Raw genomic sequence first — 26,214 nt, 5'->3', positions numbered from 1 at the left:
TAAAAGGTTCCAATAGTGAATAAATAGAATATTAGACATAGCCATTAGCCAAGTCCAAGCTCGCCTCATCCATTGAACAAGAGAGTTCGACCTTGGGAGGCCCCATGAAAAGCACGAAGAAACTGCGTGACCTGTTAGCCCTTGGCGAATGCCTGGTCGCTCCGGGTGCCTATGACGGGCTTACGGCCCGGTTGGTGGAGTTGGCCGGGTTCTCGGCCGTCTATGCCAGTGGCGGCGCCATTGCCCGTTCCGCAGCCCTGCCGGACATCGGCCTGCTGAGTTTCAGTGAAGTCCTGGAGCGCGTCGAAAAGATCGTCGACGGCTGCGCCCTGCCGGTGATCGCCGATGCCGACACTGGGTTCGGCGGTACCGCCAATGTCGCCAGGACCGTAAGGGCCTTCCAACGCGCGGGCGTGGCGGCGCTGCACCTTGAGGACCAGTCGTTTCCCAAGCGCTGTGGGCACCTGGACGACAAATCCCTGATCGACAGCGCGCAGATGTGCAGCAAGATCCGCGTGGCTCGCCAGGCCCTGGACGATCCGGACCTCTTGCTGATCGCCCGTACCGATGCCATTGCCGTGGAAGGGTTCGAAGCGGCATTGGAGCGCGCGCAGCGCTATATCGACGCCGGTGCGGACATGATCTTCGTCGAGGCGCCCGAGACCTTCGAGCAGATCCGGCAAATCGCCGCGCGCATCCCCGGCCCCAAGCTGATCAACATGTTCCATGGCGGCAAGACGCCCATGATGCCGGCCGCGGAGCTGGCAGCACTGGGCTATCAGCTCATCATCATTCCTTCCGACCTGCAGCGCGCAGCGATCCATGCGACGCAGCAGGTGCTGGCGCAGATCCGCAGCACCGGCGACAGCTCGGCCCTGGCCAGCCGGCTCACCAGCTTCAAGGAACGCGAGGAGATTGTGCGCACCCGCCACTACCTGGAACTGGACCGCGGCTGACGCGGACGTCGGCCCAGCAACCTGTAGCGATCCCACTGGTAGGGTTGCAGGTCGAGGGCTGGCCGGCGTGCGGCGATCAAGTCGCTGACGATCCGTGCCGAACCGCAGGCCATGGTCCAGCCCATGGCGCCATGGCCACAATTGAGCAGCAGGTTGCGGACCGGACTGGTGCCAAGGAACGGCAGGTTGTCCGGGGTCATCGGGCGCTGCCCGACCCACTTCTGCGGCGCCAGGGCCTCGATATCCGGGCAAACCTGGGCGGCGAAGCGTTGCAGTGCGGCAAAGCGCTTGGCCACCGTCGAATCGCTGGGAATCCCCACATCGGCGAAACCTGTGAAACGCAGTGTGTCGTCGAACGCGGCCCAGGCCACCTTGTGCGCAATCGATACCGCCCCCACGCTCGGTCGCGCTTGGCCACCTTGCCGATAGGAAATCGAATAGCCGGTGACGGGATGGATCGGCAGGTGCAAGCCGATGGGCGCCAATAACCTACGCGAAGCCAGGCCGGCGCTGACGACAATCGCATCGCCGCGCCTCTCGCCGTGGTTGGTGTGCACGGCCCTGGCGACGCCATGGCTAATGTCGACCCCCGACACCTTCTCGGCAAAACGCACTACCGCGCCCTGCGCCACGGCCTGCTCGAGTGCCGCCGCGGTATAGCGGGCCGCATCCCCGGTGCCGTCTCCCGGACAATAGACACCCTTGGCGAAGGTCACCCGCGCACTGCGCAACAACGGCTCGCGTTCCAGTAGCATGGCGGCATCCAGTTCGCGGAACGACTCTCCTGCCTCTTGCAGCAAGCTGGCGTCCTGGGGACCGGGCTCCTGCCCCTGGCCGTACAGATAAAGAATGCCGTCCTGTCGACCGCCGTAGCTTTTGGGTAGGACTAGGTTCGCACTGAACTGCAAGTCACGAGAGTAACCGGCCAGGGCCAAAGCAGCCCTGGAATTGGCCAGCCAGCGTTCAGGCCTCGCCTCGCGGGCGAACAGGGTCGCCCATCTTGCAAGGGCGCCGGTCCAGGGACCATGAATGCCAAAACCGTCGCCAAAGCCCAGGAGGGACTTCAACGCGACGCTCACCACACCCGGCTCGGCCCAACTAAAGCAGTGGCCGGGGGATACCAGGCCGGCATTGGCGAAGCTGGCACCGGTCGCGGGGGCTGGCGCGGCCTCGATGATCTCCACGCTATGGCCCTCGCCAATCAGCGCCAGTGCGGTGGCGGCCCCGGTGACACCGGCGCCTACAACGATGATATGCATGTCAGGTCCTTAGGCTTGGGCAGAGACGGCCCGCGCTTTCATGCCGCGGCAGTTCAAGACATAGAGGATCGAGATCGACAGCGTCCAGACGGCCCCGGCATACAGCGAAACCCGAGTCTCGGATTCGTAGCCCAGCATGAACACGACGAAGCCGACGAACAGCAGACAAGCAGCCGGCGCTACCCGGGACAACGGCAGGGGAAACTCGCAGACCCAGCCTTCGCGCTTGCCGCGCTTCTGGAACGCCAGGTAGGTCGCGGCGATCATGCCCCAGGTCGAGGCCACGTTGAATGCCAGCAACGACATCATGTAGCTGAACGCCTGGTCGGGTACCACATAGTTGAGCACCACGCCAAAAGTCATGCAGGCCACGGTGGCGAAGACCGCACGCGCCGGGATGCCATTGGCCCGGACCTTCTGGAACAGGCGCGGCGCCTGCCCTTCGTCGGCCAGCTTCTTGAGGATGCGCGCACCGCTGAACAGGATGCAGTTGAAGCTGGACAACGCGGCGGTGATCACCACGAAATTGATGATGCCCGCCGCCTGGCGAATGCCCAGGCGCTCGAAGGTCGTGACGAACGGGCTACCTTGGGTACCGATCTGATTCCACGGATAGATCGCCAGGATCACTGCGATCGCCGCCACGTAGAACAGCAGGATGCGCCACACCACCGAGTTGATGGCTCGTGGAATGGTCTTGCGCGGATTGTCCGATTCGGCGGCGGCGATACCGATCATCTCCGCGCCGGCAAAGGCATAGGCGACGATGGGCAGCGCCACCAGCAAGCCGCTCGCGCCGTTGGGAAACCAGCCGCCGTGTTGCCATAGGTTCGACAGCCCCAGGGGCACGCCGTCGTTGCCCCAACCGAAGACGATCATCATGCAGCCACCGGCGACAAGGGCGAGGATGGTCGCGACCTTGATCAGGGCGAACCAGAACTCGACTTCGCCGAAGGCCCGCACTGCCAGCAGATTCAGCGCACAGATCGAAGCGATCGAGGCGCCGACCCACAGCCACTGCGGCACCTCGGGGAACCAGGTCTTCATGTAGATGCCCACCGCCGTGGACTCCGCGACCCCAACCCCAACCATCAGGATCCAGTAGTTCCAACTGGAGAGGAACCCGGCATAAGGCCCCAGGTATTCATGGGCATAAGCGGCAAAGGAGCCGGATACCGGGTTGTGCACGGTCATTTCGCCCAGTGCCCGCATGATCAGGTAGATGATCCCTCCGCTGAGGATGTAGGCCAGGAGGACCGAGGGGCCCGCGGACTTGATGGCCGAGGCCGAGCCCAGGAAGAGCCCTACGCCGATGGACATGCCCAGAGCCATGAACGATATCTGGCGCGAGCTCAGGAGTTTGTTTGCCATTTTGTTGGTTAGCCTAATTGTTATTGGTCATTAGCTGTTGGCTGCCCGCAGCGCCGTCTGTTCGACTTGCGCCCTGCGGCTGCCTGCACGCCCGGTCCTTGGCTGCCCTGCTTTCCTTTTTGCCATGCCAGGGGCAACAGCCCTGGCATGGCCAGCACCGTAGCCTCGGATCAATGTCTTTCTAAATTTGCGTATACGCCAATTGAATGAGACTACCTCTGGATGTTTTTTGCAAACATTTTTGCGTATAAGAAAATTCATGCACGTATTCCATGCACTCGTGGGGCCTGGATCACGTAAAGGAAGAAGTGGGCGCAGCGCACTGGAATGGCGCAGCAAACAGCGGGCGCCGGACGGGCCCGCTCAGGCGTCAATGCCCCGGCAGGTCGTGCCCTTGCCGGGCAAGCAGGATCTGGTCGCTTTCGGCGGTGATCACCCCGATGACCTTGGCCAACTGCTTGCTGACACAGATGTAGGCATGGCCGATGCGACTGTCGAAGTACAGCGAGTCGCCCTTGTCCAGGGCCGCTACTTCGCCGGTTTCGAAATGCACCTCGATGCGGCCTGAAATCACATAGACGAACTCTACGCCGGCATGCCGGGAGAAATCCTCGGGGCTGTTGATCCGGCGCGCATGGATGGTGCCCAACACCGGGTTGATGGGCTTGCCCTTGGCGGCAGTGGCGAGGAACTCGTAGGTAAAGGACAGGCCACGATAGGCGACCCCCTCTCCAGAACGGGTAATGACCGGCCCCTGTTCGGCCGGTGGCTGCTCGTAGTCATGGGAGAACAAGATGCCCATGTCCAACTGCAGGGCCTGGGCCAATGCGGCGACATTCTCATAACCCAGGGCCAGCTGCCCGCGCTCGGCCCGAGAGATGGTGGTAATCGAGACATTGGAGCGCTCGGCGACCTGGGCCAGGGTCCAGCCACGCTGCTTGCGAGCCGTGCGCAAGCGTATGCCAAGCATCTCGGGGTTCAGCATGTGCGGAGCTACTGGAGCTCGGGAGGTCTTGTTCTTCACGGCGTCTCCTTTGAAGGCCGGCATTCTAGCACCTATCTCTCGTCCGGGCCGGAGCTTCGCGAAAACGCAAAGGCCGATGACTCAAGCATCGGCCAGACACTGGATAACCACGAATGTATTTCTCTTTATGCAAATAGTCATGCGTCTTTTCGAAGGTCGCCGGTGCCAGCGGCGATAGCCTGCAGCAAGGCCACGACCTGCATGGCCGTGGCCCTGGCCGACTGTGGATTTTGCCCCGTCACCAGGCGGCCATCGCTCACGACCTTCGAGGTGAACGGCAGCCAGCCTTTCTCATAGTGCGCCCCCCGGCGGCGCATCTGCTCCTCGACGTTGTAGGGCACTTTGCCCGCCACCCCCGCCAGTACCTCCTCGATCCAGGCATATCCGGTCAGCCGGCGTCCCTCGACCAGCAAGCGCCCATCGCTCAAGCGAGTATTGAGTAATCCGCAATAGCCATGGCACACCGACGACACCACCCCGCCCTGCTCGAAGATCTCCCGAGTCAGGCGCTGCAAGCCCGCGGAGTCGGGAAAATCCCACATCACGCCATGACCACCGGTGAAATAGATCGCAGCGAAATCCGCTGCTGCCAGCTCGTCCGGGTGCGCGGTACTGGCCAGGCGCGCCATGCTCGCCGGGTCTGCCAACCAGGACTTGGCCGTGCTGTCCAAAATCGGCCACTTGAGTGCCCGGGGTTCCAAAGGGGATGCCCCACCCGCCGGGCTTACAAGGCACTGCTCGTACCCCCTGGCAGCAAATACCTGCCAGGCATGGGTCAACTCTCCCAGCCACAGGCCGGTTGGTTGGTCGGGATCGGCGTAGTGAGCGACATTGGTCACCACATGCAATATGCGCGGGGTCATTTGGGAGGTGCTCCGGGTGCATGGCTCATCCGCTGAGCGACAGTGATACCCCACACGTTAGCCCAGCCTGGGCGCCTGGGACGGCCCTTGTGCCCTGCCTGGCCATCAACGCCTGTACGGTGGACAGATGGGCGCTTGACATTAAGGTTAAGTTGAACGTTAGGGTTTGTTCACGCCCCACCAGGCGTACCCGAGCATGGCGCCGCAGCGCGATACCGGGTCACAAGCATCGAGCGCGATGCCATTCTTTCTGGAGAACCCAACGTGAAACTCGGAACTGTCGCTGCAATGGCTGGTGCCCTCCTGGCTCCTTTGGCACATCCCGCCCTGGCCGGCTCGCCAGACGCTCCCGTCCCCGCCGGCACTACAACGATCGACATCGCCGGCCACTCGGTGCCAGTCCTCAAGGGCGGCCTGTACGAGCGTTATCGCTCCAACCCGCCGCTGTCGGTGATCGAGGCCGAGGCGCCAGGGCTCGACTTGAGCTGGTTCAAGCAACTGCCCAAGACCCGGGTAGACATGGGGTTCGAGTCGTACTCGCCGAACTTCTACTACAAGAACAGCCGGATCACCGCGGTCTACACCGCAGACCTTGCACGGCTGCGCGAGTTGATGCCGGCCCAGGTACTGGAACAGGTGCAGCCGCTGCAGGTATGGCCTGGACGCGGCCTGGTGGCCTTCACGGCCTATACCTACGACTACTGCGACAACGACAGCTACAACGAGGTGGCGCTGTCGATCATCACCAACAAGCCTGGGCAATCCAACCTTGGCCCACTGACCCTGGTCGGCCAGGCCATATCGAAGGACTTCTGGGGCTATGTCCTCAAGTTGCCGGTCAATACCGAGCTGGCCAGGGTCCGGGGTGTCGTGGGCTACAACCTGCCCAAGTGGCTGACCGACATCAGCCGTCGCGAGGAAGGCGCCAGCCTCTCCTACGACATCATCGATAGCCAGACCGGCAACGTGGACGTGATCTTCAAGGCGAAAAAACTCGATGACCTCTCCCACGACGTGGGCATGGTGACCAACAGCTTCACCAACCTGGACCATAACGGCCAGCTGACCTACGGCTATGCCACGTCCCGACAGACCCGCCACGCCTCCAGCTCCAGTGCCGATGCTGCACGCCTGATACTCGGTGACGGCAGCTTGTCGACCTACATCCGCTCATTGCAGTTGGGCAAGCTGGTGAAGTACGAGTACGTCCCTGAATTCCAGAGCGCGCTCTATGCACCCAAGCCCCTGGCCAGCCTGAAAGACGTTCACTGAGGTCATGCCGATCGCGGCCGGTCGGGGAATCTCGGCGCAGGAAGCGGGGTCATGACCCCGCTTCCTGCCGGCGAATGAACCTGGCCGGCACGGGCGAGCGGCTCACTCGATCCGCAGCGTTCCCGATCCTGGCAGGCGGGTCACCAGCTCAGCCCCCAAGAGCTTCGCCGGGGTATAGGCGCCGGCACTGGGCCGCGCCTGCAGCAGATGCTCCACCACCGCCAGGGCGCCGGTAATGGTCAGGCTGTACACATTGGCGGTATGCAGGCGAGCCACCTTGCGTTCGCCTCGGGCATTGCGTGCTTCTCCCCAGACGAAGGTGCCCTGGTCGGCGCGCTTGGTATCGTCCGGGCCGACCACGGTCTTGCTGATGCGCGCCTTGAGCCACTTCTGTACCCAAGCCAGGCCGAGCAAGGGACGCACCAGGTTAGCCAGCCTGGCGCCACGGACCATGCCGGCAGAACCCGGGATAAAGACTTCGATGTTGGCAATGCCAGTGGTGTGATAAGCGGTGGAGACATCGCCCCAGGGAATGGTCATGGCGAGTTTCTCTCCGGCGCCGAAATCGATGCGCCGCACCTGATAGGCCAGCGGCACCGAGACGATCTTGCCATCGCGCCGTACCTTGCCGCCTTGCGCCAACCCCTCCACCGATGTCTTGGCGGTCCCCGGGGAAAAACTCGAGCGCGAGTCGAACCCCAAGGCCAGGTACGTGGCATCGGGCAGTGCTGCCTTGAGCGCAGCGGCCACGCAATCGGTAGGAATCACATCGAAACCCACGCCCGGGCAGATCACCACGCCGGCTTCCCGGGCCCGCAGGTTCAGGGCTTGGGCCTGTTCGAAGACGGCAATCTCCCCTGTGATGTCCAGATAATGCGCCCTGGCCTCAAGGCAAGCCTGCATCATCGGCGCCGCCGTTGCGGAGAATGGCCCGGCGCAATGCAGGACCAGGGCTTGCCCCTGGAGCTCCGTGGCCAGTTGTGCGGCATCATCGAGGCCGAATATCTGCATCGCCAGCCCCAGTTCACGAGCCAGTGGCTCGACCTTGGCACGGCTGCGGCCGGCAAGCACGGGGCGCAATCCGCGCTTGACCGCCTCCCTGGCAATCAGTTCGCCGGTGTAGCCATAGGCGCCATAGATCATCCATGACGTGGGTTCGGGGCTGGCGTGCTCGTTCATGATGCTGCTCCTGACAGGGTGGTGAGGCGGCATTGGCGCCCTCCTCGATCAGTCACCGACGCTAACGTTGAAGCCTGGTTCAAGGTCAAGGTGCAATTGCCAGCGCCGCCTCCTGCGTGGCCAGCTCATCAAGGTAGGCCTCGACTTCGGCGGCCAGCCAGCTGGAGAAGGCCGCTTGCTTGGCCTTCGAATGCTCGCGATCGGGCAGCACCTGCCAGTAAGGATAGGGATAAGGCGCCGTGACCTGGCCCAACTGCACCAGCTCTCCACGCTGGATGGCGTCATGCACCAGGCTGCGGCGCTCCAGTGCGATACCCTGGCCGAGGCGCACCGCCTGCAGCACCAGGTTCGAATCATTGCTGCACAGCCCGGTCCGCGGGATATCGACGTCCAGCCCTGCGGCCTGGCACCAGGGCTGCCATGACTCCATGCTGAAGACGATCCTGCTGTCGATGATCTCTTGCGCCGTTCTGGGCAGGACCCCGTCGTTGAACCGGGGCGATGCGACCACCAGCGTTTCATCGTGGAACAGCACCTGCTGCTCCAGCCCTTCCCAATCACCCTTGCCCATGCGGATGGCGAGGTCCACGGACTCCCGGTTCAGGTTCGATACCGCCAGTCCTGCCTGCAGGCGCACATTGATATGAGGATGCAATTGCTGGAAGCGCGGCAAACGCGGCAACAGCCAGTTCAGCCCGAACGATGGCAACACGGCGACCACCAGCTCGGTGGACCTAGGCTGGGTCTTGATCATTCGGGTCGCTTCGTCGATGCCGCCCAGTGCCTCGCGGATCTGCAAGGCATACAGGCGCCCGTCTTCGCTGACCCGCACACCACGCCCTTCGCGAACGAACAAGGTCACGCCAAGCAACTCCTCCAGGACCTTGATCTGCTGGCTGATGGCCGAGTGGGTGACGTGCAGTTCCCTGGAGGCGGCGGTGACGCTGCCTAGCCTGGCAACGGCTTCGAAACTGCGCAGGCAGGAAATCGGCGGGATGCTCGACATGTAAGCTCTACTTACCATTGATGAAGGGAAATACCGATATTCTAGTCGGCCAAATTCTCCTAACGTAAGAAACAGTGAAGCTGTGGCCTGAAATGTGACACAGCGCGCCATACAAACCAGGGAGAGTGACGAATGAAACTGATTGGCATGCTGGATTCGCCTTATGTCCGGCGGGTGGCTATTTCATTGGAGCTGTACGGCGTGGCGTTCGAGCATGAGCCGTTGTCGGTGTTCAGCACCTTCGAAGCTTTTTCCAGGATCAACCCGGCGGTGAAGGCCCCCAGCCTGGTGCTCGACGACGGTAGCGTGCTGATGGACTCGACGCTGATCCTCGACTACTTCGAAGCCACCAGCCCTGCCTCCGGCAAGCTGCTGCCCCAACAACCCCAGGCCTTGGCCAAGGCCCTGCGTACCTTGGGCCTGGCATTGGCGGCTTGCGAGAAAACCGTCCAGATCGTCTATGAACACAACCTTCGGCCAGCCGAGAAACTGCATCAGCCCTGGCTCGAGCGTGTCACCCGGCAACTGCTGGCCGCCTGCACCGAGCTGGAACAACAGCTTCTGGCCGAGCGGGCTCAAGAGCCACGCCTCGACCAGGCCGCCATCACCAGCGCAGTGGCTTGGTCCTTCATGCAGTTGATGCTCCCGGATGTGGTCAAGGCCGATGACTTCCCGAGCTTGGGAGCCCATGCCGAGCGGCTGGAATGCAGCGACCTGTTCAAGCGTTATCCCATCGCCTGAGTCGTCGGCGCGGATCGAGCCAGCCTGACCGCGCCGCCCTGCCTATTCCCGGCCATGGGAGCCATCGCCATGTACACCCTGTATTTCGCGCCGACGGCCAATGGCCACAAGATCCTGATCATGCTGGAAGCGCTGGACGTTGCTTATCGAATCCAGCGCTTGGACCTCGCCTTGGGCGACCAGCATCGGGCGGACTTCGCACGCTTGACGCCCCATGCAAAGATTCCGTTGCTGGTCGACCACGCACAAGCCTTGGTCCTCCCGGAGTCAGGCGCCATCCTGCAGTACCTGGCGGAGACTCACTCGCGCTTTCTGCCAGCGGTGGGTACGCAACGTTATGCGGTATTGCACTGGCTGGCCTGGCAGATCAGCAGCCTGGGCCCCATGGCCGGGCAGCATTATCATTTCCTCCAGCTCGATGCACAGGCCCACCATTACGCCCGCGACCGTTATTTGAAGCAGACTGCAGCCTTGTTCGATACGCTGGAAAACGCCCTGCAGGACCAGGATTTCATCTGCCACGACTATTCCATTGCCGACATGGCCATCTATCCCTGGCTACGCATCCACGCCCAGCTGAATGTGGATATCGACGACCTGCCCAATATCACCGCCTACCTGCAGCGCCTGGCTGCGCGGGAGGAAGTCATCAGCGCCTATGCCAAGGGCGCGCAAGCCTGAGCCGCCGTTTTCCCGAGCGTTGCGAGGATGCTCGCCGCCAAGTGATGTTTCTCGCCATCATCGCCACTAAATCATTACAGTGACGCCAGATACCCTAAGCGAGTGCGAGGCCCGAGATGATGACTGGCAACCACCGAGACTCAACCAATGGCATGGACCACCTGGCGTTCGGGCGCGTATCGGTGTTCCTGGGCGAGCGCAACGGCAAATACCCGGACGGCAACCAGGTGCTGATCAAGGGCACGGACACCCTGGCAGCCCTGGATACCCCGATCAGCTCCAACAGCATCGGCCCCCTGTTCGACGCGACCGAACTGGTCGTCCTGGGCCATGCCCATGAAGACCACATGGCCGGCCTGCATCGGCTTCCCGATGCGCAAGTCCATGTGCACCAGGCAGACTTGCCGGCAGCGCGCAGTTGGGAAGGAATGGCCGCGGCCTTCGGCCTCAGCGAGGCTTGTGCCATCCAGCAGATGCTCAAGCGCTTGCAGGATGAATTCTTCTATGCCCCACGCCCCGATGCCCTGGGTTATGAGGACGGTGCATCCTGGGACCTGGGAGGCTCCAGCATCCATGCCGTTCACCTGCCCGGCCATACGGCAGGCCACACCGTGCTGCTGGTGGAGCCGGAAGGCGTGGCCTTTATTGGTGACATCGACTTGAGCAGCTTCGGCCCCTATTACGGCGATGCCAGTTCGAACCTGGTGGATTTTCGACGCAGCCTCCAGCGCCTGCCGCAGATTCCCGCCAGGACCTGGGTGACTTCCCACCATCGCGGTGTCTACACCGACCGCCAGCGCTTCCTGGAGGATCTGCAGGCATTCACCGCCAAGATCGACGAGCGAGAGAGGCGCCTGTTGGGTTGGTTGCAGGAGCGACCCTTGAACCTGGCCCAGATGGTCGAGAAACGCCTGCTGTACCCGACAGGCTTTACCGGGACCTGGGTGACTGCTGCCGAGGCTCGGACCCTCTTGCAACACCTGGACGAGTTGCAGCACGGCGGCCAGGTCCAGCGCGACGACCAGGGGCTCTATCACCTCGGCTAATGCCCCACTACAGGCCGCGTAACCAGGGTCTGTAGCAGCGCTGACCCGGTTTGCCCAGAGGGTTACCAGCAGGTGCTTTAGGACAGATTTTTCTATGCTGGTGCCTTGTTCATCCGGCCTCCAGTGGAATGCATTCCTTGTCCATGCCTGAATCCCAGCGCCGAACTTCACGTCGTGATCTCAGGCGCCGAAGCCCCCGGTCCGTCGTGGCCGGCCGGTGGGTAATCACCAGCAAAAACGCACCCGGTTGCTGCAGGCGGTGGTCACAATGATCGCCCACCAAGGCTATGTCGCAACCTCCATGCGCAAAGTGGCCCAGCAAGCCGGCTGCGTGCGATCAGCAACGAATACCGCTTGCAGGTGCTGTGCCTGTTGATCGAGCAAGGGGAAATTACCGTCGGCGGATTGCTGCAGCGCATCTCGCTGAGCCAGTCGGCGCTGTCGCAGCACCTGGCGAAAATGCGTGAGGAAGGCTTGGTGGCGTTCCGCCGCGAAGTACAAACCTTGTATTACCGCATCGACAATCCGGACGTGGAGAAGATCATCGCCACGCTCAAGAGCATCTACCGTCCGTGAGCTGCACAAATGCGGCCAGTTCCAGGGGCAGCATGGGTGATGGGCAACGGTGCTTGACCTCACGCCGCTAGCAGCTTTCAAGCGCCCATGGCGAAGCGACTGCGATAGCTTCCCGGGCTGATGCCCATGCGCTCACGGAACAGGCGCGAGAATGAACTGACATCCAGGTAACCCACCTGGATGGCGATCTGGTCGATGTTCTGATCCCCCAGTTCCAGAAGCGCCCGGGCCGCATCGAGCCTGAGGTTTTGCAGATAATTCAGCGGTGTCATCTCCAATGCTGACTTGAAGCGCCGGACCAGGGTCCTTTCACTCACGCACAAGGCCTTGGCCAGCTGCGTCATGCGGATTTCATGCTGCATGTTGCCTTGCAGCCAATGCTGCGCCTGGCTGACCAGCGAATCGCCATGCTCGCGCTCCACCAGCAGCGGCAAAAAAGCGGTCTGGGAGATCGGCATCCATGCCCCCGACGTGGTCTATGCCAGGTCAGGAAGAAACATGGCGTCTGGCAGGCGCTGATGGTCACCGCCGCACTTGAAGGGTTCCTTAGTACGCCAATGGTTTTGACAATCAATAGGGAGGTGCTGGCCAGGCTCAACCTGCACCGTTGGCAGCATAGCTGTGTGCACCTCAAGCATGTCTTCGTCAGGATGGACCAAGAGGAGGTCCAGATTGCCCTGCTGGATTTCGAGAAGGCGCTGCAACGCCTGACTACCAGGAGGTCGGCCAGGCACGATTCAGGCAAGTCCAGCGGCGTTTGGCTTGGGCTACCGATGAATGGCAAGCGTTCTGCCTCGGCTAAAGCACTATCGTTGGGCAAAGCGATGGAGCGCTTGCTAGGTGACTACCACCGGGTATTGGGAGTGTCTGGCCTCATACCGACCTATCGGCCTCGGTAGCCACCTGTGTCCGGTTGCGCCCTTGGTTCTTGGCTTGATAAAGCGCCTGGTCGGCCAGGCTGATCCAGTGATCCAGCGAGGCCTCGCCACCGACCCGGACCAGGCCGATGCTAACCGTTGATTGCAACTCTCCGCTCGGAACCGGCAAACGCTGGGCGCTCCACGATGTCCGCAAGCGCTCCAACAAGGCAAAAGCCTGCTCGCAGTGGGTATCCGGCAACAAGAGGACAAATTCCTCACCGCCAAAGCGGGCGAAGATGTCCGTGCGTCGGACCTGCCGCTCACAGGTCGAGCTGAAGGTCTTCAGGGCCTCGTCGCCGACCAGATGCCCGTGGCTGTCGTTGATACGCTTGAAGTGATCGATATCCAGGATCGCCAGGCATAGGCTACGATCATGACGCCTTGCCTGGGCCAACTCGTGCAAGGCTCGCTCGGTGAATGCCCGACGGTTGAGGGCACCAGTCAATGCATCTCGCGAAGCACTCAGGCGCAACTCCTGCTCCAGGGACTTGCGCCCACTGACATCGCGAATCTCCGCCACATGGGTACCGTCGTCCAGGGCTGCCACGGTCAACTCGGCGGCAAACGGGCTGCCATCGCCGCGCAAGGCTACCCGGTCGTGGGCCACACCATCGAGGGCGAGTAACTGGTTGCGCAGGTCTTCGTCGGTTTCGAACAGGTGTTCCAGGGGGCGCTCATGGTAGTAGCTGCGCTCACACCCCAGGAGCCGGTCGAGCATCGGATTGGCATCGACGATCAGTCCGTCACGGACGATCACCACCCCGGCACTGGTGATCTTCATCAGGCGTTCGAAACGTGTGGCACTACGCTCGGAGGCCAGCAGGAACCGCCGCAGGCTCAAGAGCGTCAAGCCGAACAGGCAGAGTATCCACAGCGGATAGCCGATGTTGAAGGAAAGCAGTTCAGAAACCGACTCGAAGCCTTGCACAGCACCGGTGCCGTGAGTGTCATCGAGCATGCTGAGAATGCCTCCCCACACGGCGCTCAAGGCTAGCAACCCGAAGGTCGAGGCGGCGAAGACCTGTACGCTGCGCAAGCGCCGGTCGCCAGGCAGGCACAACAGGGCTCGACAGGCCAGGGCGCGAATGAATGCACTAACGAAGGTATACAGTGCGATCACGACTTCAGGCTCCAACGGCCTGACCAGCCAGTGCCAGAGCAACCAGGGTACGGCGCTCAGGCAGACCGCTGGCAGCAACCACCAGGGTGCCACCCGACCGAGGAAGCGAAACACTCCGATGACCAATATTGCCTCGCCGCAGACCTGCAAGGTGTGGCTCAACAGGGTTTGCAAGAGCGAAGAGGAATAACTGCCGCCCAGGACGAGGTATTGCCCCGGCACTAGCAGCAATATTCCCAAGGTCCACAATCCTGGGCCGGGATACGGCCGCGAGTAGTACCACAGGGCCAGGCAGATGATCGCGCTGGCAATCAGGATATTGGTACCCAGCAGTACCGGAGAGAACAACAAGGCATTCATGGGAGCGGGGTCCGGGAATCGAATAGGCCGATTTCCGTGACGGCGGGCAGCCACCAGTAGCGCCAGGAAGGCAGGCTGCCGGAGCTTATCGATACACGGGATCAGGGCCAGACAGAAACACCCGGGATCATCCGGGCGCATAGGCTTTCCATTGCCTAGGGTTTTCTGCCCGGCAGGCATTAACTTTAGGTAACCACTGAAAAAAATGCTGGACGATGCCCGGCCCCCTCAAGGGCCTGCACTGCTGCTGTGCCAGTGAAGGCGCGACTTGAGCGACAAGTGACTGGCAGGTGAACGAATCGAACGATCCCGGGAGGACAAAGAGCCAAGGCAACATATTTTTTGACTCAAATGAACCAAAAAAGACTCATTTCTGAATTACAATGCCCAATACGAGCAAAAATAATTTGCTGCTAAAGCCCTTCCCGATCTGTCTGGAAATGAATGATCCCATGGCCCCTGATGATGAACGCCTTCTCAAGTTGCTGACCACCGCGATAGTCAACCACCCCCGTGCGACCATGAAGGATCTTGCCGTGCTGGCCGGCGTCAGCAAGGCGACGCTGAACCGCCACTACGGCACTCGAGCGAACCTGGAGTACCAGCTCGAGGCGCACGCCAAGGGCGTGTTGGCACAGATCACCCGCACCGCCGAGCTACACAGCGCCGAGCCATTGCACGCCCTGCAGTACCTGATCAAGGAGCATCTCACCCACCGTGACATGCTGGCCTTGCTGCTATTCGAGAACCGTCCGAAGACTCCTGCCCTGGAGCACGAAGAATCCTACGCCAAGGACCTGGATGCATTTTTCCTGCGGGGGCAGCACCTGGGGGTGTTCCGCATCGATATCAGCGCCGCCGCCTTTACCGAGCTGTTCATCAATCTGGTCTACGGCATGGTCGACGCCGAACGCCGCGGGCGCGCAGCCAGCTCCAAGTCGGCCAGCACCCTGGTGCAGATATTCCTCCACGGCAGCGTCGCCTCGGCCGCCAGCCACCTGCCGGAATGAAAATGGCCGGCGGGGTCGCCCCCAGCCGACCATGGTTTGTCATTTACTTGAGCAGCGGTATTTGCTGCCCCGTCTGCAGTACGTCTGCAGCATCCAGTTGCGCCTCGATCTGCAGGAAACGCATGGCAATCTTTGGCGACATCTGCCGTGCGACTTCATCAATGTAGCGATACAGGACCTTCTGCTGCTTCTCGTGCAGGGCCTTGTAGGTCTTGATCATTCCTGCCGCCTCCTCATTGCTCACCGACCCGGAGCCGTAGGCCCGCGCATACTCCACCAGCAGTTGGAACGAGTCCTTGTTCAGCCCATCCATTTCATTGCGGTAGCGTGTGTAGATCGGCCAGAAGGCCTCGGCCTGCTCGCTATCGAGTTCCATGTTTGCCTCCACCATGCGCTTGCGCTTGTAATTGAGGGCTTCGATCTGGTTCTTGATCTTCTCCTTGTTCTCGCTCATTACCTCCTGGACCGAAGGCAAAGGCTCCTGTGCCTGCGCGACAAAACACAGGCCGGCGGTGAACAGTGCGGTACACAACAAGCGCCTGGACATGGCGTGACTCCTTTTACATTGGCTTGAAAACAGCTTGATCACCACGAGGCTTCCTTGAGCGCGATCTTCGGTGCCCATTCCAGCCATTCATCATTGACGGCATCGAACAGGGCAAAGGTCTGCCCTGGCCTGGCCTGTTCGCCCATTTGCGGATTGTTCGGTGTGGCGAAGGCAATACCGCCCGCCACCAGCGCCTCCAGGGACTCGGTGCGCACGGATACCCCCTTGAACAGACCCGCCTCGATGCCTACCCCGCTGGCGTTCCAGAAGCGGCTTGCGGTGTGCACCAGCGGTGCATAGCGCGGCTCGATAAGAATGCTGATCAGCACCCGGTCCGCTTGTTGCCCCAGGCTCATGTCGATGACTTTGCCCACCGGCATCTTGCGATAGGTCACCGGGCTGCCGAGCTTGATCGAGCCCTTGTCCGCAGCGCTCAGGGTCAATCGCAAGCCATCGCCGAGCCCGAGCAGGTTCGGGGCTTCTTCCTGGATCTGGAAGCGCGTCTGGCGCTCTCCCGGACGGCTCGCCGGCAAGGCCTCGATGTAGGGACCGCTGACCAGGGTGCCGAGATTTTCCGTGCGCAACAGCCCCAGTGCCGGCCGTACGACCCAGAAGCGCGTGCCGCTGCGGGCGAACTGTTCGCCATTGGCCCCCAGACGCGCCTTGAGCAACACCCCGGACAGGTCATTCTTCAAGCCGATGCCTTCGACCTTGCCGATCACCAGCCCCTTGAACCTAATCGGCGTACCTTCGCGCAGGCCTTCGGCGTCCTCGACACCCAGCTGGAGCTCCACGCCCCGGGCCATGGCGGCCTCCTCACTGTCGTGGAGGGCGAAGCGGCGGTCCTTGCCCGAGGACGACGCCTTGGGGTCCAGGGTGTCGAAGGCGATACCGCCATTGATCAAGGTCTGCAGCGACTCGCTCTTGACCTTGACCCCGGTGAAGTCGCCGCTCAGGGTCACGCCACTGGCGTTCCAGAAGCGCGTGGAGCTGTTTACCAGGCGCGCGTAGTCGGGCTCGACATGCACCCCGATCAGCACTTGCTGGTTGTCCGCCGACAGCTGGTAGCTCTGCACGCTACCGACACGGATCTGCCGGTAGAGCACCGGCGCCCCGACCTCTACCGAACCGCGCCGGTCACTGGTCAGCACCAGATGCAGGCCCGGTACGTTCATGTCCATGGGCGGCGCCTTGAAGCGGGTGCTGAATTCCCGGCGCGGCGCCCCGCTCTTGGCAAAACGCACGGCGATGTAGTTGCCCTTGACCAGGGCATCCAGGCCAGTGATCCCGGCCAGCGAGATATTCGGCTTTACGGTCCAGAACTCGGTGCCCTCCAGCAGCAGGGCCTCGACCCGCGGGTCCATCGCCAGCTCGGCGGTGGCGCCACTGAAGTCCTGGTTCATGTCGACGGTCTTGACCAGGCCGACCTGCACGCCGTTGTACATGACCGGGGTGCGCCCGGGCTCGATTTCGCTCAGGTCCTTCATCTTCAGCTTCACCCGCAGGCCGACCTGGGCCGCGTCGTAGTCCTCATACAGGCGAAACGGCTTGGTCGGGTCGGTGGGTGGGCTGTCGCGGTGGTTGTCCGCCGTGGCGAAGGAAATACCGCCCGCGGCCAGGGTCAGCAGCGATTCGCTGCGCACCTTGAAGCCCGACAGGCTGCCGGAGATCGAGATGCCGCTGGCGTTCCAGAAACGCGTGTGCTTGCGCACCAGGTCGGCGTAGGCCGGTTCGATATGGACCTTGATCTCGATGGTGCGCTGGTCCTCGCCGAGCTGGAAGTGCTTCACCTGGCCCACCAGGATCTGCTTGTAGAACACCGGGCTGCCCTGCTCCAGGGAACCCAGGCGGTCGGCCTTGAGGGTGATGTGCAGGCCAGGTACCTGCTCGGACATCGGTGGCGGTTCCTTGAGGGCGGTAAATGAATCTACGCCCTCGTCTCCCTTCACCGGATCCACCGCGATATAGACCCCCGAGACCAGGGTCTCCAAACCGGTCACGCCCGCCAGGGAGACCCGCGGCTTGACCAGCCAGAAACGGGTGCCGTGGTTAAGGTACTCCTGTGCCTCCTTGGTCATTTCGATCGAGGCCACTACGCCCTTGATGTCCTCGCTGACATTCAAGTCGACCACCTTGCCGACCGAGATGCCCTTGTACAGCACCTCGGTCTTCTTGGCCTGGATACCGTCGCCGCTCTCGAAGCGGACCTGGATGATCACTCCCGCTTCGTTGTAGGCACGCCAGCCCAGCCATGCACCGATGACCAGGGCCACCAGGGGCAGGATCCAGATCGCCGACCAGTTGCTGGTCTGGTGTTTTTTCGGGGCAGGCAAGTCACTCATTTTCTTTGTCCAATTGGGTGTTGTCCCATATCAGTCGTGGGTCGAAAGTCACAGCGGCCAGCATGGTCAGCACCACTACGCTGGCAAAGGCGGCGGCACCGAGATTGGCCTCGATCCGCGCCAGGTGGCCAAAGTTCACCAGGGCCACCAGGATGGCGATGACGAAGATGTCGAGCATCGACCAGCGCCCTACCCATTCGATGAAGCGGTACATGATGATCCGCTGGCGGGCGGACATCGGTTGGTGGCGCTGCACCGAATAAAGCAGCAGCGCGATGCCCACCAGCTTGAAGGTCGGCACCACGATGCTGGCCACGAACACCACCAGGGCAATGGGGATCATCCCCAGCTGGACCAGGCTGACCACACCACTCATGATCGTGGCCGGCGACCCGCTGCCGAAGATGTTGACGGTCATGATCGGCAACAGGTTGGCGGGGATGTACAAAATCATCGCGGTGATCAGCAAGGCCCAGGTGCGCCTGATGCTGTTCGGGCGGCGCGCATGCAACACCGCACTGCAGCGGCTGCAGCGCGGTGATCGCTCCTGGCTGGCCGGGTTGAGTTGATGACATTCACCGCAGACCCAAATGCCTGCATCGATTGCACGCATCAATGACCCTCCTTGACCGGCACCTGCCCAGGCGACCCCGGGTAGGCGCCGGCACTCGATCAGGGCTGCGCCTGGCGTTGCGCCAGTTGCTGGTCCTGGTTGTCTTTCCAACCGCCACCCAGGGAGCGGAACAGGTCCACCAGGGCGATCTGCCGTTGAGTGCTGACTTCGATGAACGCCGTCTCGTTGGCGAAGTTGTTGCGCTGGGCGTCCAGGTAACGCAGGTGGCTATCGATACCGCCTTCATAACGAGCCTTGGCCAGCTTCAGCGATTCGTTGCTGGTGTTGGCCAGGGCCCGGCGTGCCTGCTCCTCGCGGCGCAGGGTATCGGTGGCCGCCAGGGCGTCCGCCACTTCGCGGAACGCGGTCTGGATGGTGCCCTCGTACGCCGCGACGGCCGAATCCTTGCGGGCCTCGGCCAGGCTCAGGCCTGCACGATTACGCCCACCATCGAAGATGGGCAACGATAGGGTCGGTATGAAGCTCCAGGAACGTGAGCCGCCATCGAACAGGCCGGACATCTGTGCACTGGAGGTGCCGAAGCTGCCGGTCAAGGTGATCCGCGGAAAGAACGCCGCCCGCGCAGCGCCGATGTCGGCATTGCGCGCTTGCAGACGGTGTTCGGCGGCCAGGATGTCCGGACGCCGCTCGATCAGCGACGACGGCGAGCCCGCAGCGATGTCCTGTACCAGCAACAGCTTGTCTTGCTGGGTCTGGGGAATCGACTTCGCCGCATCCGGGGTACCCAGCAGCAACACCAGGGCATTGAATGCCTGCTGTTTCTGGCGCAGGGCGGCCTCTTCGTCGGCCCGGGACTGCTCAACCAGCCCCAGCGCTTCCTGGTAGTCCAGCGCGGTGGCGTTACCCACGGCACGATGCCGACTGATCAAGGCGAAGGAGTACTCGCGACTGATCAGGGTCTGCTGGGTCAGGGCCAGGCGGCGCTGGGCGCCGTCATGGACCAGGTAGGCCTGGGTGACCTCGGCGATCAGCGCGATACGTGCCGAGCGCCCCGCCTCCTCGGTGGCCAGGTACTGCTGCAATGCGGCATCGCTGAGGCTCTTGACCCGACCGAACAGGTCGACTTCGTACTCCGGCAGCGACAGGCCGACCTGATAGGTACTGGCCACGCCGGCCCGGCCACTGCTGGACAGGTCCGACGGCAGGCGCTGGCGGTTACCCGAGGCGCCTGCGTTCAGTCCCGGGATGCGATCGGCCCGCTGGATGCGGTACTGCGCCCGGGCTTGTTCGATGTCCAGCAAGGTCTGGCGCAACGAACGGTTGTTGTCCAGGGCGGTACCGACCAGCTTGCGCAACTGCGGATCGACAATGAAGCTCTGCCAATCCAGTTCGCTGGCCTGGCGCCCCTGCTGGGCGGACGCGCCGCTCCAGCTATCGGCGACCGGCGCAGCCGGACGTTCATAGGTCGGGGCCATGGAGCAACCACCCAGGGCCAGGGCGATCAGCAGCGCCGATACGGTAAAAGCAGGAATACGCATGCTGATCACTCCTGGGTCAGGGCTGGTTGTTCGGTAGCAGGCCGTTTGGTACGCAGCACCGACAGCAGCCAGACGAAGCAGATAGGCACGAACAGCACGCCCAGGAAGGTGGCGCTGAGCATCCCGCCGATCACCCCGGTCCCGATGGCGCGCTGGCTGGCCGCACCGGCACCGGTGGCGATGGCCAGGGGGACCACGCCGAGGATGAAGGCCATGGACGTCATGATGATCGGACGAAAGCGCAGGCGAGCGGCCTCGATAGCGGCATCACGCAGGCTGTAGCCCTTCTCCCACAGCTCCTTGGCGAACTCGACGATGAGGATCGCGTTCTTCGCCGACAGACCGATGATGGTGATCAGGCCGACCTTGAAGTACACGTCGTTGGGCATGCCCACGAAGATCACCGCCAGCACCGCACCCACGGCGCCGATCGGTACGATCAGCATCACCGACAGCGGGATCGACCAGCTCTCGTAGAGGGCCACCAGCAGCAGGAACACCACCAGGATCGCCAGGGCGAACAAGCCCGATGCCTGGCCGGCAGAGACCTTCTCCTGGTAGGACAGGCCGGTCCACTCGTAGCCGATGCCCGGTGGCAGTTGCGAAGCCAGGTGTTCCATTTCGGCCATGGCCTGGCCGGTGCTGTAGCCTGGGCCGGCGTCACCGACGATACGGATCGACGGATAGCCGTTGTAGCGCACCAGTTGTACCGGACCCTCTTCCCACTTGCTGGTCACGAAGGCGCTGAGGGGAACCTGGTTGCCTTTGTTGTTGGGTACGTAGAGCTTGAGCACGCTTTCCGGAGTCATCCGCGCGCCCTGCTCGGCCTGGATCACCACCCGTTGCTGGCGACCGGCGTTGGTGAAGTCGTTGACCACATTGGAGCCGAAAGCCGAGGACAGGGTGGAACTGATGGTCTCGAAGTTGACGCCTTGGGCTCGGGCTTTTTCACGGTCGATCACCAGGCGCAACTGCGGCGCCTCGGCCAGGCCTTCCATCATGCCGTAGAGGAATTTCGGGTTGCCGTTGACCTGGCCCAGCAGCGTGTCCCGTGCTTGCAGCAGGGCCTCGCGTCCCAGGCCGCCACGATCCATCAGGCGCAAAGCGAAGCCGCCGGAGTTGCCCAGGCCATCGATGGGTGGTGGCGAAACGCCCATGACGGTGCCGTCGCTCGGCAGCGCGAAATGCTCGTTCAACGCCGCTACTTCGGCAGCAGCAGACTCGTCCTTGCCGCGTACCGACCAATCCTTGAAAACCGGGAATGCGAGCGCCGCGTTGTCGCCCTGGCCGGAGAAGCTGAAGCCGGAGACGAGAAAGACCGCGTCCACCGCCTTGCGCGACATGAGGTACTGCTCCAGCTCCTTGCCGGTGGTATCGGTACGCATGCGGCTGGCGCCGGGCGGCAGTTGCACGTCGACGATCATGTAGCCCAGGTCTTCGCTCGGGACGAAGGCCTCCGGCAGGCGCAAGTAGGTGTAGCCCAGCAGAGCGACGATACCGGCGTACACCAGCATGAAGCGCCCGGCACGCTTGACCAGCCCGGAACTGAGCACCGAATAGCGCTCGGTGACGCGGGCGAAGCCACGGTTGAAGGCACCGAAGAAACCACGTTTTTCGTGATGCCCTTCGGGGACCGGCTTGAGCAGCGTGGCGCACAGCGCCGGGGTAAACGTCAGGGCCAGGAAGCCGGAGAACAGGATCGAGATCGCCAGGGATACCGAGAACTGCTGGTAGATGACGCCCACCGAGCCGCTCATGAAGGCCAGCGGCATGAACACCGCGGACAGTACCAGGGTGATACCGACGATGGCGCCGGATACCTGTTTCATCGCCTTGATCGTCGCGTCGGTCGGGGACAGCCCCTCCTCGGCCATGATCCGCTCGACGTTCTCCACCACCACGATGGCATCATCCACCAGGATGCCGATGGCCAGCACCATGCCGAACATGGTCATCATGTTCACCGAGAAGCCCAGCAGGTACATCACGGCCAGGGTACCGAGCAGACACACGGGTACCACGATGGATGGAATCAGGGTGTAGCGCACGTTCTGCAGGAACAGGAACATCACCAGGAACACCAGGACCATGGCTTCGAGCAGGGTGTGGATCACCTTCTCGATGGCCACGTCGACGAAACGCGAGGTGTCGTAGGGGACGGAGTACTGCATGTCACTGGGCAGGAATTGCGACAGCTCGGCCAGGCGCGCCTTGACCAGGGATGCGGTCTCGATGGCGTTGGCGCCCGGGGACAACTGGATCGCGCCCCCCACGCCTGGCGTGCCGTTCAGGCGCGAGGAGATGTTGTAGCTTTCCTGGCCCACTTCAAGACGAGCGACATCAGCCAGCTTGACGGTGGAGCCATCGGGATTGGAGCGCAGGACGACCTGGCCGAACTCTTGAGGGTTGTCCAGGGTGCCCTTGACTGCCAGGGTCGCGGTCAGCTCTTGTTCACTGGTGCCTGGCGCACTGCCGAAGGCACCGGCCGGAACCTGCACGTTCTGTCCACGGATGGCATTGCTCACGTCTTCGATGGACAGGCCGTAACCCACCAGTTTCTGCGGATCGATCCAGACCCGCATCGCGGCTTCGGAGGAGAAGAACTGCAGCTTGCCGACGCCCGGCAGGCGACGCAGTTCGTTGTTGATGTTGCGCGCGGCATAGTCGCCCAGAGCCGTGGTGTCGCTGCGCTCTACGCCTTCCTTGTAGTTCAGGGCGTAGATCAACAGGAAGCCGGCGCTGGTCTGCTCGACCTGCAAGCCCTGGGTGAGTACGGCCTGGGGCATGCGCGCCTCGGCCTTCTTCAGGCGGTTCTGCACATCGACCTGGGCCAGGTCCGGGTCGGTGCCCGGCTGGAAGGTCACGACAATCTCAGCAACACCGCTGGAGTTGTTGGTCGATTCGAAGTACAGCAGGTTCTTGGCACCGTTGAGCGACTCTTCGAGCACGCTGGTGACCGACTCCACCAATACCTTGGCCGAAGCGCCCGGGTAGGTCGCGGTCACGGTGATTTGCGGTGGCGCAACGTTGGGGTACTGCGCCACTGGCAGCTTGGAGATGATCAGCAGGCCGGCCAGGGAGATGAACAGAGCCACCACCCAGGCGAAGTTCGGGCGCTTGATGAAAAAATCGGACATCAAAAAATCCTCGTGTCGTAACCGGGCTTATTGTTTCTGCTCGGTTTCCTGAGCCTGCTTGGCAGTGACCTTGACGCCCGGCTGCACGGCGGCCAGGCCACCGACGATGACCTGGTCACCGGCCTTGAGGCCTTCGGTGATCTGCCAGCGCGAACCCTGCATGGTGCCGGTGGTTACGCTGCGAGCCTCGGCCCGGCTGTCCGCCCCCACGACCATCACGTGGGAACTGCCGTCATTGGCACGCTTGACGGCACGCTGCGGCACCAGGATGGCGTGGTTGTCAGTGCCCTGTGGGGTGTTCACCCGCACGTACATACCTGGCAGCAGGACGCCATCGGCGTTGTCGAACTTGCCGCGCAAGGTGATCTGGCCGGTACCAGGATCGACCGCCACATCGGCGAATTGCAATGCGCCCTTGCGCTCATAAGAAGTGCCTTCGACTCGAATCGTCAGGGCCTTGCCATCCCCTTCGGCCAGGCTGCCGCTCTTGAGCGACTCACGCAGGCGCAAGGCGTCGGCAGCGGTCTGAGTGAAGTCGGCATAGATGGGATTGAGCTGCTGGATACGCGCCATCAAGGTTGCATCCCCCTGCCCCACCAAGGCGCCTTCGGTCACCAGGGCACGGCCCACCCGGCCGGAAATCGGCGCAGTAACCGAGGCATACCCCAGGTTCAAGCGCGCGGTCTCCAGATCGGCCTGGGCCGAGCGAGTGGCCGCCTGGGCGCTGTTCAGGTCGGCGCTGGCCTTGTCGTAGTCCTGTTGGCTGACGGCCTCGATCTTCACCAGCGGCTCGTAGCGCTTGACTCGCGCCTGGGCTTCCTTGAGGCCGGCCTGGGCTCGTGCCAGGTCGCCTTCGGCGCGGGACACCGCAGCCTTGAGCGGCGCGGGGTCGATCTGGAACAGCAGGTCCCCGGCCTTGACATCGGCGCCCTCTTCAAAGCGCTTCTTCATGACGATGCCTGCCACCCGGGCGCGCACTTCGGCGACCCGCATCGGTTCGATACGTCCTGGCAACTCCGAAGTCAGAGCCAGGGACTCGGTCTTCACTGCAACGACATCCACCGGCAGCACCATTTCCGCCTGTTGTGGTTGCTCGGCCGAGGGGCCGCATCCTGCCAACGCAATGACAGCTGCCAATGCACTGATCCTTCCTATTGCACGCAAATCGACCATGGCACACCCAACTATTGATTGATAATGTCCAGAATGGTACTTTCAAACCATAAATGAGTCAATAACGTCTCACATGAGCTTTTTTGTCTCAACTCTCTTTAAGAAGCACTACGAAATTCTTGCGCACGGATGTGCACTGCAAGATTCAACTGGGACCTGCTGATGACCCTGACGCCCCATGACGAACGATTCATCAAGGCGCTGGCCGTTGCCATCGTCGACCATCCGCGAGCCACGCTTAAGGAGCTGGCGGAAGCCGCCGGCATGAGCCGCGCTACCCTGCATCGCTTCTGTGGAACCCGTGACCACTTGCTCGAGATGCTCGAATCCTATGGCAAGGACGTGTTGCACCAGATCATCGAATCCTCTTGCCTTGAGAGTGCCGAGCCCCTGTCGGCACTGCATGACCTGATCAAGGAGCATCTGGCCCATCGCGAAGTGTTGATCTTCCTGGTGTTCCAGTACCGCCCCGACTTCCTCGACCCCGAGTTCGATGGCGCCCGCTGGCAGTCCTACATCGACTCACTGGATGCGTTCTTCCTGCGCGGGCAGCATCGCGGAGTATTTCGCATCGACGTTACCGCCGCGGTGTTCACCGAGCTCTTCCTCACCCTGGTCTATGGCATGGTCGATGCGGAGCGACGCGGGCGGGCAGCCAGTGCCAACTCCGCCCATACTCTCGAACAGATGTTTCTGTATGGCGCTTCCAGCCTGCCACCCGCTTAAATCCAGGCCATGCCCTGACAGGATCCATTCAATGCCGCACCCCAAGCCCACCGGTTTGCCCAATCTGCCTCTGCAGGACCTGATCGCTTGCCATGAATGCGACCTGCTCATGCGCCGCGAACCTCTGGCGGCCGGTGAAAAAAGCTGCTGCCCGCGTTGCGGTTACGAATTGGCCGCGCACCGCCATCAGTGGCGGCGTCGCTGCTTTGCCCTGGTCCTGACTGCACTGCTCCTCTACATACCGGCCAACTTCCTGCCGATCATGCACCTGACCCTACTTGGGCAGACCCGCAGCGACACGCTCTGGACAGGCGTGGTCGGGCTCTATGACAGCGGCATGCAGGGAGTTGCCATCCTCGTGTTGCTGAGCAGCATGGTGATCCCGTTGCTCAAGTTGCTCTGCCAACTGCTGGTGCTGCTCAGCCTGCATTTTCGTATCGCCCTCCGGACCGGGATGCTGCTCTACCGCAGTTACCATCACTTGCGCGAGTGGGGCATGCTCGAGGTGTACCTGATCGGCATCCTGGTCTCCATCGTCAAGCTGGTGGATATCGCCGACCTGAGCCTGGGTATAGGCCTGGCTTGCTTCGTGGCACTGCTGCTGACCCAGATCTGGCTCGAGATGAGCATGTCACCGCATCAGGTTTGGGACGCATTGACCGAGGAGACCGGCGAACCTGCACGTTGACCCACCCGGGCCTGCTCCCCATCAGAAGTGCTTTATCACCTCACTGATCCCGGCAACCGGCGAATGGAGATGAGATGTACGGTCCAGTTGCGCATCATTGGTATG

The 26,214-nt window shown here is 62.3% G+C and carries 23 protein-coding genes; 9 read left to right on the top strand and 14 right to left on the bottom strand.

Annotated features, from left to right (window positions below; translation table 11 throughout):
- Positions 1–104: 104 nt before the first annotated feature.
- Positions 105–956 carry an oxaloacetate decarboxylase gene (locus I9018_RS15375; protein WP_241110006.1) on the top strand — a complete coding sequence of 284 codons (852 nt, stop codon included), beginning with the start codon at positions 105–107 and terminating at the stop codon, positions 954–956.
- Here I9018_RS15375 and I9018_RS15370 read toward each other — a convergent pair.
- The 4 genes from I9018_RS15370 to I9018_RS15355 form a co-directional block, all read right to left on the bottom strand.
- Complete coding sequence (locus tag I9018_RS15370; RefSeq protein WP_241110005.1) at positions 932–2,215, bottom strand: FAD-dependent oxidoreductase; 1,284 nt, start codon at positions 2,213–2,215, stop codon at positions 932–934. The genes I9018_RS15375 and I9018_RS15370 overlap by 25 nt on opposite strands.
- A gap of 9 nt (positions 2,216–2,224) precedes the next feature.
- The gene (locus I9018_RS15365) at positions 2,225–3,586 is read right to left on the bottom strand and encodes an amino acid permease (RefSeq protein WP_241110004.1); all 1,362 of its coding nucleotides are present in this window, start codon (positions 3,584–3,586) and stop codon (positions 2,225–2,227) included.
- 370 nt (positions 3,587–3,956) lie between these two features.
- Positions 3,957–4,610: an XRE family transcriptional regulator gene (locus I9018_RS15360; protein WP_241110003.1), complete on the bottom strand. Its 654-nt coding sequence runs from the start codon at positions 4,608–4,610 to the stop codon at positions 3,957–3,959.
- A 137-nt stretch (positions 4,611–4,747) separates the two neighbouring features.
- Complete coding sequence (locus I9018_RS15355; protein WP_241110002.1) at positions 4,748–5,473, bottom strand: type 1 glutamine amidotransferase domain-containing protein; 726 nt, start codon at positions 5,471–5,473, stop codon at positions 4,748–4,750.
- A gap of 288 nt (positions 5,474–5,761) precedes the next feature.
- Here I9018_RS15355 and I9018_RS15350 point away from each other — a divergent pair, with 288 nt between their 5' ends.
- Positions 5,762–6,745: an acetoacetate decarboxylase (ADC) gene (locus I9018_RS15350; protein WP_124348357.1), complete on the top strand. Its 984-nt coding sequence runs from the start codon at positions 5,762–5,764 to the stop codon at positions 6,743–6,745.
- A gap of 102 nt (positions 6,746–6,847) precedes the next feature.
- Here I9018_RS15350 and I9018_RS15345 read toward each other — a convergent pair whose 3' ends face one another.
- The gene (locus I9018_RS15345) at positions 6,848–7,924 is read right to left on the bottom strand and encodes a saccharopine dehydrogenase NADP-binding domain-containing protein (RefSeq protein ID WP_124346843.1); all 1,077 of its coding nucleotides are present in this window, start codon (positions 7,922–7,924) and stop codon (positions 6,848–6,850) included.
- A gap of 85 nt (positions 7,925–8,009) precedes the next feature.
- Positions 8,010–8,930 carry a LysR substrate-binding domain-containing protein gene (locus tag I9018_RS15340; protein WP_068576875.1) on the bottom strand — a complete coding sequence of 307 codons (921 nt, stop codon included), beginning with the start codon at positions 8,928–8,930 and terminating at the stop codon, positions 8,010–8,012.
- A 132-nt stretch (positions 8,931–9,062) separates the two neighbouring features.
- Between I9018_RS15340 and I9018_RS15335 the strand changes: the two genes are divergently transcribed.
- From I9018_RS15335 to I9018_RS15320, 4 genes are all read left to right on the top strand, one after another.
- Positions 9,063–9,671: a glutathione S-transferase gene (locus I9018_RS15335; protein ID WP_068576873.1), complete on the top strand. Its 609-nt coding sequence runs from the start codon at positions 9,063–9,065 to the stop codon at positions 9,669–9,671.
- A 69-nt stretch (positions 9,672–9,740) separates the two neighbouring features.
- On the top strand, positions 9,741–10,352 hold the full coding sequence (locus I9018_RS15330) for a glutathione binding-like protein (RefSeq protein WP_124346842.1): 612 nt from the start codon (positions 9,741–9,743) through the stop codon (positions 10,350–10,352).
- A gap of 116 nt (positions 10,353–10,468) precedes the next feature.
- On the top strand, positions 10,469–11,398 hold the full coding sequence (locus tag I9018_RS15325) for an MBL fold metallo-hydrolase (RefSeq protein ID WP_241110001.1): 930 nt from the start codon (positions 10,469–10,471) through the stop codon (positions 11,396–11,398).
- 327 nt (positions 11,399–11,725) lie between these two features.
- Positions 11,726–11,974, top strand: coding sequence for a metalloregulator ArsR/SmtB family transcription factor (locus I9018_RS15320; RefSeq protein ID WP_346780107.1), 249 nt, complete (start codon positions 11,726–11,728; stop codon positions 11,972–11,974).
- A gap of 77 nt (positions 11,975–12,051) precedes the next feature.
- On the opposite strand, the gene I9018_RS15315 is transcribed toward I9018_RS15320, so the two are convergent.
- Positions 12,052–12,432, bottom strand: a complete 381-nt coding sequence (locus I9018_RS15315; protein WP_241110000.1) for a helix-turn-helix domain-containing protein — start codon at positions 12,430–12,432, stop codon at positions 12,052–12,054.
- 415 nt (positions 12,433–12,847) lie between these two features.
- A complete protein-coding gene (locus I9018_RS15310) occupies positions 12,848–14,374 on the bottom strand; it encodes a sensor domain-containing diguanylate cyclase (RefSeq protein WP_241109999.1) in 1,527 nt (508 codons plus the stop codon).
- A 452-nt stretch (positions 14,375–14,826) separates the two neighbouring features.
- Here I9018_RS15310 and I9018_RS15305 point away from each other — a divergent pair, with 452 nt between their 5' ends.
- On the top strand, positions 14,827–15,384 hold the full coding sequence (locus tag I9018_RS15305) for a transcriptional regulator (RefSeq protein ID WP_241109998.1): 558 nt from the start codon (positions 14,827–14,829) through the stop codon (positions 15,382–15,384).
- Between the two features lie 43 nt (positions 15,385–15,427).
- Here I9018_RS15305 and I9018_RS15300 read toward each other — a convergent pair whose 3' ends face one another.
- The 6 genes from I9018_RS15300 to I9018_RS15275 are packed head-to-tail and all read right to left on the bottom strand — an operon-like array spanning position 15,428 to position 24,695.
- Positions 15,428–15,931: a transcriptional regulator gene (locus I9018_RS15300; protein ID WP_241109997.1), complete on the bottom strand. Its 504-nt coding sequence runs from the start codon at positions 15,929–15,931 to the stop codon at positions 15,428–15,430.
- Positions 15,932–15,969: 38 nt separating this feature from the next.
- Positions 15,970–18,273, bottom strand: coding sequence for an MlaD family protein (locus tag I9018_RS15295; protein WP_241109996.1), 2,304 nt, complete (start codon positions 18,271–18,273; stop codon positions 15,970–15,972).
- Positions 18,266–18,886 carry a paraquat-inducible protein A gene (locus tag I9018_RS15290; protein ID WP_241109995.1) on the bottom strand — a complete coding sequence of 207 codons (621 nt, stop codon included), beginning with the start codon at positions 18,884–18,886 and terminating at the stop codon, positions 18,266–18,268. The genes I9018_RS15295 and I9018_RS15290 overlap by 8 nt, the downstream gene beginning before the upstream one ends.
- Before the next feature lie 59 nt (positions 18,887–18,945).
- Entirely contained in the window at positions 18,946–20,385 is a 1,440-nt protein-coding gene (locus I9018_RS15285) for an efflux transporter outer membrane subunit (protein ID WP_241109994.1), read from the bottom strand.
- Between the two features lie 5 nt (positions 20,386–20,390).
- A complete protein-coding gene (locus I9018_RS15280; RefSeq protein ID WP_241109993.1) occupies positions 20,391–23,522 on the bottom strand; it encodes an efflux RND transporter permease subunit in 3,132 nt (1,043 codons plus the stop codon).
- 27 nt (positions 23,523–23,549) lie between these two features.
- A complete protein-coding gene (locus tag I9018_RS15275) occupies positions 23,550–24,695 on the bottom strand; it encodes a MexC family multidrug efflux RND transporter periplasmic adaptor subunit (RefSeq protein WP_241109992.1) in 1,146 nt (381 codons plus the stop codon).
- 162 nt (positions 24,696–24,857) lie between these two features.
- Here I9018_RS15275 and I9018_RS15270 point away from each other — a divergent pair, with 162 nt between their 5' ends.
- The gene (locus I9018_RS15270) at positions 24,858–25,421 is read left to right on the top strand and encodes a helix-turn-helix domain-containing protein (RefSeq protein ID WP_241110150.1); all 564 of its coding nucleotides are present in this window, start codon (positions 24,858–24,860) and stop codon (positions 25,419–25,421) included.
- A 31-nt stretch (positions 25,422–25,452) separates the two neighbouring features.
- Positions 25,453–26,109, top strand: coding sequence for a paraquat-inducible protein A (locus I9018_RS15265; RefSeq protein WP_124346828.1), 657 nt, complete (start codon positions 25,453–25,455; stop codon positions 26,107–26,109).
- The last annotated feature ends 105 nt before the right edge of the window (positions 26,110–26,214 follow it).

It is taken from the genome of Pseudomonas sp. MPFS, assembly GCF_022537035.1.
GTDB classification, from domain to species: Bacteria; Pseudomonadota; Gammaproteobacteria; order Pseudomonadales; family Pseudomonadaceae; genus Aquipseudomonas; species Aquipseudomonas sessilinigenes.
Note: the sequence above shows the minus strand (reverse complement) of the source record. Positions and strands in the feature narration are given on the sequence as shown.

What these genes read in the sequence shown, in the direction of transcription:
- I9018_RS15375 (WP_241110006.1), top strand. Translation starts at nt 105, where the DNA reads ATGAAAAGCACGAAGAAACTGCGTGACCTGTTAGCCCTTGGCGAATGC.
- I9018_RS15370 (WP_241110005.1), bottom strand. Translation starts at nt 2,215, where the DNA reads ATGCATATCATCGTTGTAGGCGCCGGTGTCACCGGGGCCGCCACCGCA.
- I9018_RS15365 (WP_241110004.1), bottom strand. Translation starts at nt 3,586, where the DNA reads ATGGCAAACAAACTCCTGAGCTCGCGCCAGATATCGTTCATGGCTCTG.
- I9018_RS15355 (WP_241110002.1), bottom strand. Translation starts at nt 5,473, where the DNA reads ATGACCCCGCGCATATTGCATGTGGTGACCAATGTCGCTCACTACGCC.
- I9018_RS15350 (WP_124348357.1), top strand. Translation starts at nt 5,762, where the DNA reads ATGGCTGGTGCCCTCCTGGCTCCTTTGGCACATCCCGCCCTGGCCGGC.
- I9018_RS15345 (WP_124346843.1), bottom strand. Translation starts at nt 7,924, where the DNA reads ATGAACGAGCACGCCAGCCCCGAACCCACGTCATGGATGATCTATGGC.
- I9018_RS15340 (WP_068576875.1), bottom strand. Translation starts at nt 8,930, where the DNA reads ATGTCGAGCATCCCGCCGATTTCCTGCCTGCGCAGTTTCGAAGCCGTT.
- I9018_RS15335 (WP_068576873.1), top strand. Translation starts at nt 9,063, where the DNA reads ATGAAACTGATTGGCATGCTGGATTCGCCTTATGTCCGGCGGGTGGCT.
- I9018_RS15330 (WP_124346842.1), top strand. Translation starts at nt 9,741, where the DNA reads ATGTACACCCTGTATTTCGCGCCGACGGCCAATGGCCACAAGATCCTG.
- I9018_RS15325 (WP_241110001.1), top strand. Translation starts at nt 10,469, where the DNA reads ATGATGACTGGCAACCACCGAGACTCAACCAATGGCATGGACCACCTG.
- I9018_RS15315 (WP_241110000.1), bottom strand. Translation starts at nt 12,432, where the DNA reads ATGCCGATCTCCCAGACCGCTTTTTTGCCGCTGCTGGTGGAGCGCGAG.
- I9018_RS15310 (WP_241109999.1), bottom strand. Translation starts at nt 14,374, where the DNA reads ATGAATGCCTTGTTGTTCTCTCCGGTACTGCTGGGTACCAATATCCTG.
- I9018_RS15305 (WP_241109998.1), top strand. Translation starts at nt 14,827, where the DNA reads ATGGCCCCTGATGATGAACGCCTTCTCAAGTTGCTGACCACCGCGATA.
- I9018_RS15300 (WP_241109997.1), bottom strand. Translation starts at nt 15,931, where the DNA reads ATGTCCAGGCGCTTGTTGTGTACCGCACTGTTCACCGCCGGCCTGTGT.
- I9018_RS15295 (WP_241109996.1), bottom strand. Translation starts at nt 18,273, where the DNA reads ATGAGTGACTTGCCTGCCCCGAAAAAACACCAGACCAGCAACTGGTCG.
- I9018_RS15290 (WP_241109995.1), bottom strand. Translation starts at nt 18,886, where the DNA reads ATGCGTGCAATCGATGCAGGCATTTGGGTCTGCGGTGAATGTCATCAA.
- I9018_RS15285 (WP_241109994.1), bottom strand. Translation starts at nt 20,385, where the DNA reads ATGCGTATTCCTGCTTTTACCGTATCGGCGCTGCTGATCGCCCTGGCC.
- I9018_RS15280 (WP_241109993.1), bottom strand. Translation starts at nt 23,522, where the DNA reads ATGTCCGATTTTTTCATCAAGCGCCCGAACTTCGCCTGGGTGGTGGCT.
- I9018_RS15275 (WP_241109992.1), bottom strand. Translation starts at nt 24,695, where the DNA reads ATGGTCGATTTGCGTGCAATAGGAAGGATCAGTGCATTGGCAGCTGTC.
- I9018_RS15270 (WP_241110150.1), top strand. Translation starts at nt 24,858, where the DNA reads ATGACCCTGACGCCCCATGACGAACGATTCATCAAGGCGCTGGCCGTT.
- I9018_RS15265 (WP_124346828.1), top strand. Translation starts at nt 25,453, where the DNA reads ATGCCGCACCCCAAGCCCACCGGTTTGCCCAATCTGCCTCTGCAGGAC.